Annotated in this window: 13 protein-coding genes; 2 read left to right on the top strand and 11 right to left on the bottom strand. The window is 66.5% G+C overall.

Annotated features, from left to right (window positions below):
• Positions 1 to 269 precede the first annotated feature (269 nt).
• Positions 270 to 614 carry a DUF1801 domain-containing protein gene (locus tag ACLQ3C_RS13950; RefSeq protein WP_425705668.1) on the bottom strand — a complete coding sequence of 115 codons (345 nt, stop codon included), beginning with the start codon at positions 612 to 614 and terminating at the stop codon, positions 270 to 272.
• A 145-nt stretch (positions 615 to 759) separates the two neighbouring features.
• On the opposite strand from ACLQ3C_RS13950, the gene ACLQ3C_RS13945 reads away from it, so the two are divergent.
• Both ACLQ3C_RS13945 and ACLQ3C_RS13940 read left to right on the top strand, forming a co-directional pair.
• Positions 760 to 996: a hypothetical protein gene (locus ACLQ3C_RS13945; protein ID WP_425705667.1), complete on the top strand. Its 237-nt coding sequence runs from the start codon at positions 760 to 762 to the stop codon at positions 994 to 996.
• Positions 997 to 1,124: 128 nt separating this feature from the next.
• Complete coding sequence (locus ACLQ3C_RS13940; RefSeq protein WP_425705666.1) at positions 1,125 to 2,585, top strand: MFS transporter; 1,461 nt, start codon at positions 1,125 to 1,127, stop codon at positions 2,583 to 2,585.
• A 14-nt stretch (positions 2,586 to 2,599) separates the two neighbouring features.
• On the opposite strand, the gene ACLQ3C_RS13935 is transcribed toward ACLQ3C_RS13940, so the two are convergent.
• From ACLQ3C_RS13935 to ACLQ3C_RS13890, 10 genes are read right to left on the bottom strand one after another with little or no spacing between them, the layout of a single operon-like run.
• Positions 2,600 to 3,304: a GNAT family N-acetyltransferase gene (locus tag ACLQ3C_RS13935; protein ID WP_425705665.1), complete on the bottom strand. Its 705-nt coding sequence runs from the start codon at positions 3,302 to 3,304 to the stop codon at positions 2,600 to 2,602.
• A complete protein-coding gene (locus tag ACLQ3C_RS13930) occupies positions 3,301 to 4,482 on the bottom strand; it encodes an LLM class flavin-dependent oxidoreductase (protein ID WP_425705664.1) in 1,182 nt (393 codons plus the stop codon). Before ACLQ3C_RS13930 ends, ACLQ3C_RS13935 begins: the two co-directional genes overlap by 4 nt.
• Before the next feature lie 8 nt (positions 4,483 to 4,490).
• Positions 4,491 to 5,900, bottom strand: coding sequence for an NtaA/DmoA family FMN-dependent monooxygenase (locus ACLQ3C_RS13925; protein WP_425705663.1), 1,410 nt, complete (start codon positions 5,898 to 5,900; stop codon positions 4,491 to 4,493).
• Positions 5,897 to 7,102 (bottom strand): LLM class flavin-dependent oxidoreductase, encoded by a 1,206-nt coding sequence (locus ACLQ3C_RS13920; protein ID WP_425705662.1) that lies wholly within the window; start codon positions 7,100 to 7,102, stop codon positions 5,897 to 5,899. Before ACLQ3C_RS13920 ends, ACLQ3C_RS13925 begins: the two co-directional genes overlap by 4 nt.
• Positions 7,099 to 7,992 (bottom strand): glutathione S-transferase C-terminal domain-containing protein, encoded by an 894-nt coding sequence (locus ACLQ3C_RS13915; protein WP_425705661.1) that lies wholly within the window; start codon positions 7,990 to 7,992, stop codon positions 7,099 to 7,101. Before ACLQ3C_RS13915 ends, ACLQ3C_RS13920 begins: the two co-directional genes overlap by 4 nt.
• A 2-nt stretch (positions 7,993 to 7,994) precedes the next feature.
• On the bottom strand, positions 7,995 to 9,125 hold the full coding sequence (gene solA / locus ACLQ3C_RS13910) for an N-methyl-L-tryptophan oxidase (protein WP_425705660.1): 1,131 nt from the start codon (positions 9,123 to 9,125) through the stop codon (positions 7,995 to 7,997).
• 31 nt (positions 9,126 to 9,156) lie between these two features.
• Entirely contained in the window at positions 9,157 to 10,845 is a 1,689-nt protein-coding gene (locus ACLQ3C_RS13905) for a dipeptide ABC transporter ATP-binding protein (RefSeq protein ID WP_425705659.1), read from the bottom strand.
• A complete protein-coding gene (locus tag ACLQ3C_RS13900; protein WP_425705658.1) occupies positions 10,845 to 11,729 on the bottom strand; it encodes an ABC transporter permease in 885 nt (294 codons plus the stop codon). Before ACLQ3C_RS13900 ends, ACLQ3C_RS13905 begins: the two co-directional genes overlap by 1 nt.
• Entirely contained in the window at positions 11,726 to 12,790 is a 1,065-nt protein-coding gene (locus tag ACLQ3C_RS13895) for an ABC transporter permease (protein WP_425705657.1), read from the bottom strand. The genes ACLQ3C_RS13900 and ACLQ3C_RS13895 overlap by 4 nt, the downstream gene beginning before the upstream one ends.
• Positions 12,787 to 14,457 (bottom strand): ABC transporter substrate-binding protein, encoded by a 1,671-nt coding sequence (locus ACLQ3C_RS13890; protein ID WP_425705656.1) that lies wholly within the window; start codon positions 14,455 to 14,457, stop codon positions 12,787 to 12,789. The genes ACLQ3C_RS13895 and ACLQ3C_RS13890 overlap by 4 nt, the downstream gene beginning before the upstream one ends.
• Between the last annotated feature and the right edge of the window lie 39 nt (positions 14,458 to 14,496).

The raw sequence follows: 14,496 nt of genomic DNA, 5'->3' as shown, positions 1-14,496 counted from the left end.
TGGACTGTAGGTGCGATCGTCGAGTTGGGCGATGAGGTGCCCGTACAGTTCGGCGGAAAGAGTGGTGGTGTCGTCGAACATGGATTCCCCCCTGGATGATCCTGCGATGACTCCAGTGTACACGAAGAAACGTTCGACGCGCAAGTGTTCGAAGATTAATCCACAAGGGCCGCAATCGGTTTCGTCACACCGGTGAACATCTGTCACAGCGGTGAACGACTTTCCCTGCGGTGAACAGCAGTCACATCGGCCGACGATGTGCTACGCCGTCAACCCCGATTCTGCGCGACAGCCGCCCGGATCAGGTCGCCGAACGCCGAGCCGTCCAACGCATCGTTCTCTTTGATGTCGACGGCGCGGCGGGTGCCGGCGGTGAGGCTGGCGTTGAACACTTTTGCCGGATCGGGTAGGGCGGCGCCCTGGGCGAAGGTGACCTTGATCTTGTCCTTGTAGGTCTCGAGGGTGCAGATCAGTCCGTCGAGGGAGAACGTCGGCACGCCGTCGGGGTTGGACGGCTTGCGCCATTTGATCTCTTCGGTGATGTCGGGTTCGGCCTCAAGGATCAGTGCCCGGATCTCGTCGGCTCGCGCGGCCCGCCAGTCGGTCGTTGTCATGGGAGCACAGTACTGCGACGGGATGCGCCGATCGATCAGGAATCGAGAAGCGCCCGCACCACGTGGTGTCTTAGCGTCGAAGCAGTCGATGATCCCCGGATCGTCACCGCACAACATCGTCACCACACAACGAGGAGACACCACCATGAAGACCATGACCTGCCGCGAACTCGGAGGCCCCTGCGACACCGCCCACCACGGTGCGGATGCGAACGAGGTCATCCACGCCCAGGATCAGCACCTCAAGGACGCGGTTGCGGCCGGCGACGAGACCCACCGCAGCGCCGCCGACGAGATGAAGAGCCGGTGGCGTCGGCCGATCTCCGGAATGAAGTGGTACCGGCAGGCGCAGCGTGACTTCGCCGCACTGCCCGAGGATTGAGGGCTCCACCTGCGATTACGTGTCCCGACAGCCGGTGACAGCGTCGCGTCAGCGCGTGTCAGTTGCACGTAAGGGCGCCTTCTTAACGTCGGACTCATTACCTGACTCCGACCGTGAGGAGGTCCCCCATGACCACCACCATCACCGCGACCGACAGACCGTCGCGTCGCTATACCTCTCTCGCCGCGGCGGCCATCCCGCTCGCGGCTCTTTGTTTGGCGTTCTTCGTCGAGATGGTCGACAACACGCTGTTGTCGATCGCCCTGCCGACCATCGGCCGCAACCTGGGCAGCAGCACCACCGCCTTGCAGTGGATCACCGGCGCCTACTCGTTGACGTTCGGCGGACTGCTGCTCACCGCCGGTTCGATCGCCGACCGATTCGGCCGACGCCGCGTACTGATGGTCGGGCTGTCCCTCTTCGGGACGCTCAGCCTGCTGGTCCTCGCCGTGAGCAGCACCGGTGAACTCATCGCCCTGCGCGCGGCACTCGGGGTGGCGGCGGCCATGATGGCGCCGATCACCAATTCGCTGGTCTTCCGGCTCTTCGACGACAAGACCCTACGGATGCGCGCGATGACCCTGATGATCGTCGTCGGCATGGCCGGATTCGTCCTCGGCCCACTCCTCGGCGGCACCGCCCTCGCACACGTGCGATGGGAATGGCTACTGGTCGTCAACGCGCCGATCGCGCTCATCGCCGGCCTCGGCATCTGGTTCGGGGTGGCGGCCGACCGCCGCGCGGACCTCACCGAGGACCGGCTCGACGTGCCCGGCGCCATCTTGAGCATCGCGACGATCGGGCTGGCCTGCTGGTCGGCGACCAGTGGCGTCGACCACGGGTGGGTCTCGGCGATGACGATCACCTCCATCGTGGGTGCTCTCGTCGCGGGCGCGGCATTCATCTGGCACGAACGTCGCAGCGCCGCACCGATGTTGGACCTCACGCTGTTCTCCATCGGCACCGTGCGCGGTGCCGCGATCGCGCAGATAGGATCGTCGATCGCCATGGCCGGTGTCATGTTCGGCCTGATCCTGCACTTCCAGTACGCGTATGGCTGGAGTCCGGTCAAGGCCGGACTGGCGAATGTGCCGATGATCGCCACGATGCTGCTGGCCGCGCCGATCTCGGAATGGCTGGCCCGCCGATTCGGGCATCGGATCGCTTGTCTCGTCGGTGCTTTCGCGCTGGCCGGTTCGCTGGCCGGGATGGCGTGGGCCGTCGGGCACGGTTACCTGGCCATCGCGGTCTGCATGGTGGTGATGTCGTTCGGTCTGCGGACCGTCATGACGATCTGCGCCGTCGCCCTCGTCGACGCCATGCCGGAGAACCGCACCTCGATGGGTACGGCCCTCAACGACACCGCCCAGGAGGTCGGCACCAGCGTCGGCACCGCAGTCATCGGCACGCTCATCGCGGCCCTGGTCGCCGCACAACTGCCCTCCGGGGCGTGGGGCGCCGACCTTGTCGGCAGCTTCTTCCACGGCGAGCAGATCGCCTACGCGGTACTGGCCGTGCTCGTCGGACTCATCGCCGGCGGCGGTGCGCTCGCGCTGACCAACTCGCACTCCACCGAGGAGGCGCACTGAGAGGCCTCAGACGGTCAGCGGTCGGGCGTCCGGACGACGGTGAACGTGATGCCCGACCGGTGGACGAAGCCGAGTTTCTCGTAGAGCTCGATGGCATTCGTATTGGTCGCGGCGGCGTGCAGGAACGGTGTCTCACCGCGGGCGTAGATGCCGTCGGCGACGGCGAGCACCAAACGTGTGGCGAGGCCCTGACCGCGGAACTCGGCATCGGTGCATACCGCACTGATCTCGGTCCAGCCCGGCGGATGCAGACGCTCGCCCGCCATCGCGACCAGCGTGCCCTCCCGGCGGATACCGAGATACGTTCCCAATCGGTAGGTTTCGGGAAGAAACGGGCCGGGCTGGGTGCGGGCGATCAATGCGAGCATGTCGTGGACGTCGTCGGCGCCGAGCCGGATCGCCTCGTCGAAGGGACGGGCCGCCACGGCATCGGTGGCGATCATCTGGACACCCGGGCCGCTGATCACCTCCGACCAGCCCTCGGGCAGCGCATCGACACCGGCGGGAATCGCGACCTCCTGCCCCGGCCCGACGAGCTGCGCGAGGTCGGCCCAGGTCTGCGGGTCGGCGGCGTCACCGATCCCGATGAACGGCGAGATCGTGGGCAGATAACGGCGAGCGCGATCCGTCCCTTCACTCAGGTGACGATGAGCCCCGGTCAGGCTCGCCCACATGGCATCGTCGAGTACAGCGGTGTCCGGAGACGTCGAGGCGGTCATCGGTCGGCCCATTCCTTTGCGATCAGTTCGTACGAGCGCACGCGGGCGTCGTGGTCGTGGGTGATGGTGGTGATCGAGATCTCGGACGCACCGGTCGCGTCGCGGAGTTGTTCTAGTTTGTCGGCAACCGTCTCGGGGGAGCCGACGAACTGCGTCAGCACGCGGTCACGTACCAGGTCCCGATCGTCGTCGGTCCATTCCAGTGCAGCGGCCTCGGCCGGTGTGGGGAAGGCGATGGCGCCCTCGCCGCGACGGATACTGCGTACCCACGGTGCATATCCGGTTGCCAATTCTCTTGCCTCGTCATCGGTTTCGGCGATCACCGCATCCACCGACACCGCAACATAGGGCTCCGGTACGTCGGCGGACGGGCGGAAGGCCGCCCGGTAGGCGTCGACGGCGTCGATGACGGTGCTCGGACTGTGGTGGTAGCTGGCGACGAATCGCAGGCCCTTGGAGCCGGCGACCGCGGCGCTCGATCCGCCCGACGCACCCAGAATCCACACCTGGATATCGGCACCCTCACCCGGTGCGGCGTGTGCCGGTAGCCCTTCCGGGCTGACGTAGGTGCCGTCGAGCAGGGCGAGCACGGTGGAGATCTGCTCGTCATAATCCGGGGCATAGGCACCGGGCTGCTGAAGGAGATTCAGCAGATGTGCCACGGCGTTGCTCGAGAATGCCGAGGAGATGTCGTACTGCTTGGGCAGCAGCAGACCGTTCGGCGTGTACGCGTCCTCCTCGTGTGACGCACCGCCGCGCGCAGCCAGGTAGCCCTGTTTGGCCCCGTCCCGCTGGGTGCCCGCGGTCTGGGGCCCCGCAGCAGCCGTCGGCTGCGGCCGAGAAATCGACCGGCCGATCCCGAGATCGAGGCGCCCCGGGTGGAGCGCGTCGACGAGTCCGAATTCTTCGACTGTCGCGAGCGGGGTCCGGTGGCCGAATTGCACTCCGGCCGAACCCAACCGGATTGTCGACGTCGATCCGGCGATCAGCGCGATCTCCACGGCGGGTGACGAGCCCAGCACACCCGGGTTCAGGTGGTGCTCGGCGAACCAGTAACGGGCGTAACCGAAACGCTCGGCCTGTTGCGCGAGATCGATGGTGTTCCGAAGTGCGGTGGCGTTGTCGGAGCCGCTCGATCGGGGCAACAGATCGAGGACGGACAGCGGGATGGGTGCCATGGGATCTCCTATGCGTCGGTCGGCGCTGCGGCTGTGGAAGCGTGCGTGAGCAGGGTGTCGTGGGGCCATGGTCGCGCCGAGGCGGTCGGCAGCCCAAGGTTCTCGCGCAGCGTCGCACCGGTGTACTCGGTGCGGAAGACCCCGCGCTCCTGCAGTTCGGGCACGACCTTCGCGGCGAATTCGTCGAGTCCGGACGGGGTGAGATGCGGTGCGAGGATGAAGCCGTCGGCAGCATCGGTTTGGACGCGGTGATTGATCTGCTCGGCGACCTCGGCCGGCGTCCCGATGAACGACTGTGTGCCGCTGATCTCGACGACGAGCTCACGGATCGACAGGTTCTTCGTGTCGGCGAGGTGCCGCCACTGTTCGATCACGGCGACCGGGTCCTTGGTGATCCGGCTCTTGCCCTGGATGATTGCCGGTGCGTCGAGTTCGGGGCCGATGTCGGGCAATGGGCCATCAGGGTCGTATGCGCTCAGGTCGCGATTCCAGATCTCTTCGAGGAAACCGATGGCGGTGGCCCCGCTGACCTGCTGGTTCCGGATCGCAGCGGCGTTCTCGTGGGCCTCGGCGGTGGTGTCGCCGAGGGCGAAGGTGGCGCCCGGCAGGATGAGCAGGGCGTCGGGTGAGCCTCCGATCGCGACCTTGCGTGCCTTGAGTTCGCGGTAATACGTGCGGGATTCGTCGATATCGCGGACGAGGGTGAAGATCCCGTCGCCGTACGCGCCGCCGAAGTCTCGGCCGGCCTCGGAGTCGCCGGCCTGCAGGATCACCGGATAGCGTTGCGGGCTCGCGGGTACCGAGAACTGGCCACGGACGTCGAAGTGGTCGCCGTGGTGGGCGAACGCGCCGGTGTCCGGGTCGCTCCAGAACCGACCACGCTCACCGTCGGCTACGACCGCGTCATCCGGCCACGAATCCCACAGCGTCCGAGCCACATCGAGCAACTCGACGGCACGTTCGTAGCGCTCGGTGTAGGAGAGGTAGCCGCCGCGCCGGAAGTTCTCACCGGTGAACGCGTCCGACGAGGTGACGAGGTTCCACCCGGCTCGACCGCCCGAGAGATGGTCCAGGCTGGCGAATTGCCGTGCGAGTTCGAATGGTTCGTTGAAGGTCGCGTTGATGGTGCCGACCAGCCCGATGTCGGTCGTCACAGCGGCCAGCGCCGCGAGCACCGGCAAGGTGTCGGGACGGCCGACGACGTCGAGATCGTGGATCAAGCCCTTCTTCTCGCGTAGGCGCAATCCCTCGGCGAGGAAGAAGAAGTCGAACTTGGCGGCTTCGGCAGTCTGGGCGAGATGCACGAAGCTGCTGAAATCGATCTGACTGCCCGCGCGCGGATCACTCCACACCGTGGTGTTGTTGACGCCGGGGAACGCGGCGGCCAGTCGCACCTGCCGCAACGGCTTGTCGGTCATGAGGCCTCCGATGATGTCGCATACCGTGAACGCGGGCGGTCCAGGCCGAGGTTTCCACGTAAGATGTTGGCAGAGTGATTGTCTGGGCGTAGCCCGCGGCGTCGTAGCTCGGGCACCAGTGCATCGCTGATCAACGGGAGGTCGACGGCGTTGCTCGCCGGCCGCAGCCGGATTCCGTCGAGCCCGGCCCTTGTCCATGCGTCGATCAGATCTGCCAGCTCCGACGGGGTACCGGTGAAGATGTCGGCGTCCGTCCCCAGCGGTTCGCCGGCGAGTTCGTCGAGGCGTTGCAGTCGGTCCTCTGCGCGGTCCCGGTCGGTATCCAGAACGACCAACAGATCGCCGAACACCTTCGCCGGTGCAGTGTTTCGTCCCGATACCACGGCGAGGTCCTGTATCTCGGCGCTCACCGCACGCACGTCCGCATCGCTGTGCGGAGTGGTCCAGATCAGATCGGCGACGGCCACCCCGAGCCGGTAGACCTCGGTCGAATGCGCCAGGACGCCGACGATCGGCTGACCTTGCGGTGCGCGGGGAACCGTGAGCGGACCCTTGACCGAGAAGTGCTCGCCCTCGAAGTCGATGTAGTGCAACTTGTTTCGGTCGATGAACCGGCCGGTGGACTGATCACGGATCTCGGCGTCGTCCTCCCAGCTGTCCCAGAGTCGGTGCAGCACTTCCCCATAGTCGACCGCCTCGTCGAACGCCGCCCTGACGAACGAGTTGTCGATTGCCGTGGCGAGTTCGGCCGGCGTGAGATCGGGGAACTCGCGGCGCCCGAAAAGCTTTGCCTCGGTGCCGGTGACCCCGACCTTGAGTCGCACACCGGCCCGGCCGGTGCTCACGAAGTCGAGCGTCGCGATCGCCTTGGCGAGATGAAACGGCTCGGTATGGGTGACCACGGCGGTCGGGATGAGGCCGATGTTGGTGGTGCGCGGCGCGATCCGGGATGCGATGAGTACCGAGTCGAGTCGCCCACGCACTCGGTCGGTGCGCGGAATCGGCGGCCCGTAGGTCTCCGATTGCAGAGCCAGGGTGTCGTCGATGGTGAGGAAGTCGAGGAGCCCCCGCTCGGCCGTCTGCGCGAGCTCGACCCAATATTCGGGATCGACCAGCCGCTTGGCGTTCTCGGCGTCTTCCCGCCAGGCGGCCGGGTGCCAGCCGACACCGTCGAGCGCGACGCCGAGGTGCACGTGGGTCATCGGGTGGCACCCACGGATGTATGCCAGTCGGCGACCACTGATTCGCCACCGGCGAACGAACCGAAGTCGGTGGTCTTGGTGAACGCGTCGATGGCGTAGAGATCGCGTGCGTAGCGCCAGAGTTCACCGAAGGCGGCGAGTCGTGGTGCCCCGGTTCTTGCCGCGGCGGCGTCGTAGCGCACGAGCGTCACGAACAGTCGGACATCGGCCAGGGTCACGTCGTCGCCGAGCAGAAACCGGTTGTCCCGCAGACGATCATCCAGCTGGGTGAAGGCCTGGTGGAGGGTCTCTGCTGCCTCGGCAGCACCCGGACCGTCACCGGTCGCCACGTGTGCGGTGCTGTTGACGTCGGCACGCAGCCAGGTCTCCAACTCGTCGATCTGTGCACGCAGTGCGGCCGGGTACAGCTCGACCCCACCGTGTGCGGCGACGTCGTACTGCGATGCGAGGTCGGCGTCGAGAGTGGCGAAGTCGTTGCTGACAACCTTTCCGGTCTCGCGATCCCACAGCGTGGGGACCGACACGTGACCGTCGAAGTCCGGTTCGGTGCGGTCGTAGGCCTGGCGCAGCAGGGTGAAACCGTTGACGGGATCGGGGCCATTGGCCTCTCGGAACGCCCAGCCCCGGGCGTCACGGTTGCCGTCGACGTAGCTGACGCTCACGGTGTCGGCGAGCCCGGCCAATTCGATGACCAGCGTGACGCGCTGTGCCCACGGGCAGAACCAGCCCGAGTAGACGTGATAGCGCTCGGCGACCGCCGGATACGGCGTGGAGCCGTCTGCACTGATCCGGCCGGTGAACCGATAGAGCGGACGGGTGTCACCGGGTTCCCGAAGGATCGTGTATTCGCCGTAGGTGGCGGTATCGGCGGGGCTGGCGTAATTCGGCATGATCAGACTGCCCTTTCTGCAGAATGGCTGGCGAACGAGAACAACGCGGGAGCGTCTTTGTCGATGGTGAGGTCGGCGAGGAGCCGGCCGATGGCGGGGACGAACTTGAACCCGTGCCCGGAGAACCCGGCGGCAACGGCGACCGGACCCACCCGGTCGATGACGAAGTTCGAATCGGGTGTGGTGGCGTAGGTGCAACTGATCGGCGTCAGGGCGTCGGCGTCGACGCCCGGAACCCACTGGCGCACATAATCTTGAAGAGCGGAGAGTTGGCGAGGTTCGGCGGTGAAGTCGCGGTGGTCGGGGTCGACGACGGGACCGACCCCGTGGAATCCGACCTTCACACCCTCGAAGCCCGACGAAAGACCGTAGACGCCGCCGAATTCCGGGGAGCCGGGAGCATCGGGATCGTGCATGATGCCGAAACTGGGCCAGTCGGTGGCCGGGTCCCGTGGTGTGAAGTGCGCGGGCTGCTCCTGGGTGACGCGGATCGGGGGCAGCGGTGCGATGCCATCGAGCAGTTTCTGCGCCCACGCCCCGGCCGCGACCACCACGCGGCGCGCGAGGTACTCGTGGTCGGCGGTGCGCACGGTCACCGAATCGTCGGCGGTGACCTCGATCGACACCGCCGGCGATCCGTGTCGGACCTCGGCGCCACGCGCTGCCGCGGCTTGCTGCAGCGCGGCGACCGCATTGTCGGCGTGCACTCGTCCGCTGGTGGGGTAGTAGAGCGCCCGGCCGGCGAACGTGATTCCGGGCCACCGCTCGGTTGCCTCGCCGGGGTCGAGCCATCGGTGGTCGACGCCGAATCCGGCGAGCGTGTCGGCGATTTCCGACAAGTACGGGGTGAAGCCCTGATCCACTCCGCCGGTGACCGTCAGCAGCGAGGTGCCGGATTCGGATTCGAGCTCGGCCCACAGCCGTTGCGCTTCGAGCGCCAACTCCACATACGTCCGATCGGCATAGGACGTGCGGAAGATGCGAGAACTGCCGTGCGAGGCGCCGTTGGCGTGGCCGGGGCCGAAGCGTTCGAGCAGCACCGTGTCGACTCCGCGGCGCGCGAGTTGCCACGCCGCGGCCGAGCCCATGGCGCCGCCACCGACGACGACGGTGTCCACTCGGGTGGCGCTCATCGCGGAGACGGACCGTAGCTGAGCTCGACCATTATTTCGTCACTTTCTCGTTGTCACGTTGGGTTTCAAGGGTTGGTATGGCCGCGAGGAGATCGCGGGTGTAGTCGTCGGCGGGATTGGTGAAGATCTGCTCGACGCTGCCGGATTCGACTGCGCGGCCGTCTTTCATGACCAGGACACGGTCGGCGACGTGGTAGATGACGCCGAGGTGGTGGGAGATGAAGACGTAGGCGATACCGAGTTCGGCCTGCAGGTCGGCGAGGAGGTCGAGGATCTGCGCCTGGATGGACACGTCGAGGGCCGAGACCGGTTCGTCGCAGATGATGATGTCGGGGCGGGTGGCCAGAGCGCGGGCGATGGCGACGCGTTGGCGTTGTCCGCCGGAGAGCTGCCGGGGTCGGCGGCCGAGATGGTCGGCGCCGAGGCCGACGAGTTCGAGTTGTTCGAGAACCCGGGTGCGGCGCTCGGCGCGGCTGATGCCGCCCGCCGCCAGCAGGGGTTCTTCGACGATGCGGGCGACGGTGTGCCGGGGATCGAAGGAGCTCAGCGGGTCTTGGTAGATGACCTGGATGTTCTGTCGGGTTCGGCGTACTTGCTTGTCCGACATGGAGACCCAGTCGGTGCCGCCGATACCGACGGTGCCCTCGTCGGGGGTTTCGAGGTTCAGGAGCAGACGGGCGACGGTGGACTTTCCGGAACCCGATTCGCCGACGATGCCGAGGGTTTCGCCACCGTGGACGGTCAGGCTGACGTCGTCGACGGCGCGGAGTCGTCGATTGCCGGTGAGGGCGAAGTGTTTGGTGAGGTTGGTTGCCTGCAGCACAACATCTTCGGAGATCGGTGCGCGTTCGAGCGTCCGGACCCCGTCGCGGGAGGAGAGTCGGGTGCCGCGGGCGTGTGCGACCGGGATGGCGTCGAGGAGTTGGCGGGTGTAGGGGTGTTGCGGGTTGTTGAGGACTTCGCGGGTGGGTCCGTGCTCGACGAAGACCCCGTCCTTCATCACGTAGACGTGGTCCGAGACGCGCGAGACGACGGCGAGGTCGTGGGAGATGAGCAGAAGTGCGGTGCCGTCGTTCTTGCGCTGTTCGAGGAGCTCGAGGATCTGGGCCTGGACGGTGACGTCGAGGGCGGTGGTGGGCTCGTCGGCGATCAGCAGGTCGGGGTCGGCGGCGATCGCCGAGGCGATGAGTGCGCGTTGTCGCAGACCACCGGAGAGTTGGTGAGGGTACTGTGCGGCGCGCAATTGTGGTTCGGGGATACCGACTTTCGTGAGGAGCTCGATCACCCAGGCGTCGACGTCGCTGCGTCCGACGACCCGGTGGGTGTTCAACACCTCACCGATCTCGGCGCCGATGGTGCGCAGCGGGTCGAGTGAGACGAGGGCGTCCTGGAGGACGAATCCGATCTGCCTGCCGCGTAGGCCACGCCATTGGCGTTGCGAGAACTTGCGGGTGTCTTTTCCGTCGACCCGCAGGTGGTCGGCCTCGACGTGCGCGTTGCCGCCGATCAATCCGACGAGGCTGCGGGCGGTGACACTTTTACCCGAACCCGATTCGCCGACGATCGCCACGCTCTGGCCGCGGTTGATGGTGAAGGAGACGCCGTCGACGGCGGAGATGGTGCGTGTGCCGGCGGGGAATCCGACCCGCAGATTGGCCACCTCGACCAGTCGCTGATCGGATGTGCCGGTCTCGCGGGTGTTGTCGGTGAGGGTGGTCATCAGACGCTCCGTCCGTCGGTTCGTCGCTGCAGGTAGTGGCCGACCACGGTCACCGAGAGAACGGTCAGGGTGATGGCCAGACCGGGGAAGACGGCGGGCCACCATGCGACGGAGAAGTAGGTGCGGCTGGCCGAGAGCATGCTGCCCCACTCGGCGGTGGGCGGTTGCGGTCCCAGGCCCAAAAAGCTGAGCGACGAACCGATTCCGATGGCCGAGCCGATCCCGATGGTCGCCAGGACCAGCACCGGACCGAGGGCGTTGGGGACGATGTGGCGGCCGATGATGTTGGCCTGCGTCCAGCCGAGAGTTTTGGCGGCCTCGACGAAGACTGCGCCGCGCAGCCGCAGTACCTCGCCGCGCACGAGACGCGCGTAGCCGGGCAGGGTGACCACGGCGACGCCGATGATGGTGGTCAGGGTGCCGGGGCCGCGGGCGGCGACGATCAGGAACACCAGCAGCAGCCCGGGGATGGCGAGGAAGACGTCGAGTACCCGCGACACCACCCAGTCGCCGACGCGTCCGCCGCGGGCGGCGAACACTCCGACGGCGGTGCCTGCCGCAAGTGCGAATATCGTTGCGCTGATCCCGATCAGGAGTGACGGCCAGGCGCCGTAGACGACGCGGGCGTAGATGTCGCGGCCGTTCTGATCGGTCCCGAACAGGTGGTCCCAGCTCGGGGCCAGCAACATGTCCAGTGGCTCACCGGCATCGGGGTCCTTGTCGGTGAACAGCGACGGGAACAGTGCGGCCAGCGCGATGGCCACGAGGAAGATGCTGCTGAGGATGACCGAGACGCGCAGGCGCCGGATGCGCTGCACCACGGTCTGACCGGCGGCGAAGCGGACCGCCGGTGCGGGATCGGGCCGGACGTCGGACGCGGTCATCCGGTCACCTTCTCTTCGGTGCGCGATTCTTCGGTGCGCGATTCGTCGGTACGCGATTCGTCGGGGGCCGCCGCCGCACCGGAATATCTGGTGGTCCGCAGGCGCGGGTCGAGCCACCCGTATGCGGCGTCGATCAGGGTGTTGACGACGGTGTAGAACGTGGCGGCGATGATCACCACACCGAGGACGAGCGGCAGGTCTTTGCTCGTGACCGCGGCGATGGTCAAGCGGCCCAGCCCTTCTCGGGAGAAGACCTGCTCGATCACGACGGCGCCGCTGATCAGGGCGCCGACGATCCAGCCCCACAGGGTGATCACCGGCATCGCGGCGTGCTGGAGCACGTGGCGCAGCAGGAGCACGGTCTCGCCGACGCCGCGGGATCGGACGGTCACCACGAACGGTTCGTCCAGCGTGCGTTCGATCCCGTGCCGCAGAACCTGCGACAGCAGGGCGGCCGGCGCCGCCGCCAAGGCGATGGCAGGCAACACCAGCGACGAGACGCCTGCCGAGCCCACCGAGGGGAACCATCCCAGCTCGAACGAGAAGATGGTGAGCAGCAAGATGCCGAGCCAGAAGGTCGGCACCGCCACCATCAGCACTTCGAATGACGTGACCGGGCCGCGCAGCCAGCCGGGCCGATTCGCGGTCGCCAACCCCACCACCAGTGCGACCACCAAGGCCAGGATCGCGGCGACGATCACCAGTTGCAGTGTGGGCCATATCTGTTGGCCGATGGCCTCGGTGACCGGCATCCGCAGCGCGTAGGACTGGCCGAGGTCGCCGTGTAGGAGGCGCCCGAGATAGTTGAAGTACTGCACGACGATCGGATCATCGAGTTTGTAGTCGCTGATGATCTGGGCCCGCACTTCCGGCGAGACCTGGGCGGTACCGACGATCGAGTTGACCGCCGACCCACTGCCCGCGTGGATCACGATGAAGGTCGCGGTGATCGCGCCCCACAGCACGAGGAGCGAGACCAGCAATCGGCGGGCGATCGCCCAGCCCAGGGTCCGCGTGCGCGGAACCTCGGTCGGGGCGGCCACCGTATCGATCACCGTCATTGCGTGACCCAGGCGTCGTAGAACGTGGGGAACGCCTGCGGCTCGAACTTGACACCCTGGACCTTGTTGTTGCGGCCCAGTGCGTAGTTGAAGACGTAGACCGGGAACACCGCGGCGTCCTTGGCGATCTGCTGCTGGGCGTTGCCGTAGAGGGCCGACTGTTTGGTCAGGTCGGTCTCGGCCAGCGCCGACCGGAGATCGGTGTCGACGGCCGGGTTCGAATACCGTGCGAAGTTGGTGCCGAAGCGGTCCGGCGGCTGCGGGATGTTGGACGAATCCATCAGTGTGCGAAGCGCGTCCGGTGATGCGCGCTGCCAGCTCAGGTCCAGCACGTCGTAGCCCTTGGTGAAGATCACCTTGTAGTAGTCGTCGATGGTGATGTTCTTGATCTGGTAGTCGATGCCGAGCTTCTTGGCCGACGACTGCACCTGCTCGAGCAGGGTGTCGCGCTGCTCGCGGGCATACTCCTTGAGGAATGGATGAACTACCGTGAGTCGCTTCCCGTTCTTGGTGCGGTAGCCGTCGCTGTCACGGGCGGTCCAGCCGGCCTCGTCGAGAAGTTGATTGGCCTTGTGTTCGTCGTAGCCGTACGCGGATTCGCTTGCCTTGTTGTAACCGACCGTGGCGGGGCTCAGGATGTTGTTGGCGGGCTGGAAGACCCCGAAGTACAGCTTGTCGACGATGGTGTCCCAGTCGATGCCGGCCCGGAAGGCTTCGCGGACTTTGACATCGGAGAACACGCCGGTCTCCGTGTTGGGGTAGTAGTTGTAGTTTCCACCCGGGGCCGCAGCGGTGTCGACGGTGAATCCGGGGGTCTTCTTGAGCTGGGAGACGTTGACCGGCGGAACGCTGGCGATCGCATCGACCTGGTTGCTGGTCAGTGCGCCGTAGCGGGACGAGTCCTCGGGAATCTCCTGGATGCTGATCTTCTGCAGATGCGCCTTGCCGGTGTGGTCGGCGTTGCCCGGCCCCCAGTTGTAGGCGTCGTTGCGGGTGTAGTCGATGCCCTTGTTCGGGGTGTAGCCGTTCTCGCTGATGAACGGGCCGGTGCCGACGATCTTGCTGCACAGGGCATCCGGGCCGTGTGTGAGAGTCGACGGTGCCTCGATACCGAGATACGCGGTGGAAAGCGATGGCAGGAATGCCGAGTTCGGCTGGGAGAACTTGACTTCGACGTGTGTCGGGTCGATGACGGTGGTGCCGGTGTAGGTCGAGATGGTGTTGGCGGCCAACTGTGACTTGGTGGCCGGGTTGACGATGTGGTCGAGGTTCGCCTTGACCGCATTGCCGTCGAACTTCTCCCCGTTGGAGAACGTGACGTCGTCGCGCAGGGTGAACGAATAGGTGAGTTGGTCGGGCGAGACGCTCCACTTGGTCGCCAGCCATGGATGGAGCGAGCCGTCCTTGTTCAAGGCGACCAGCGAGTCCAGGATCGGACGGGCATAGAAGCCCGCGACGTCGGCCGGACTCTGGTGCGGGTCGAGGCAACTGCCCGGACCCGAGGCGCTGGCGAATCGCAGCGTCCCGCCGTCGACCGGGTTGCCCGTGGCGGTCGCCGAGTTGCTGCTGTTCCCCGAGCTACAGGCACTCGCGATGAGTCCGATCGAGACGGCCGCAAGGAGGGTGGCATTGCGTCGGTGTCTGAATCGGCCGGCTGGTCGGGACATGGTCGTTCTCCTGAGGTAATGGGTGGCTGACATCGGCCT

Origin of the sequence: Gordonia sp. DT30 (assembly GCF_049844915.1) — a bacterium.
In the GTDB taxonomy this organism is placed as follows: domain Bacteria; phylum Actinomycetota; class Actinomycetes; order Mycobacteriales; family Mycobacteriaceae; genus Gordonia.
The sequence above is the reverse complement of the archived record's forward strand: the minus strand, read 5'-3'. Positions and strand labels throughout refer to the sequence as shown.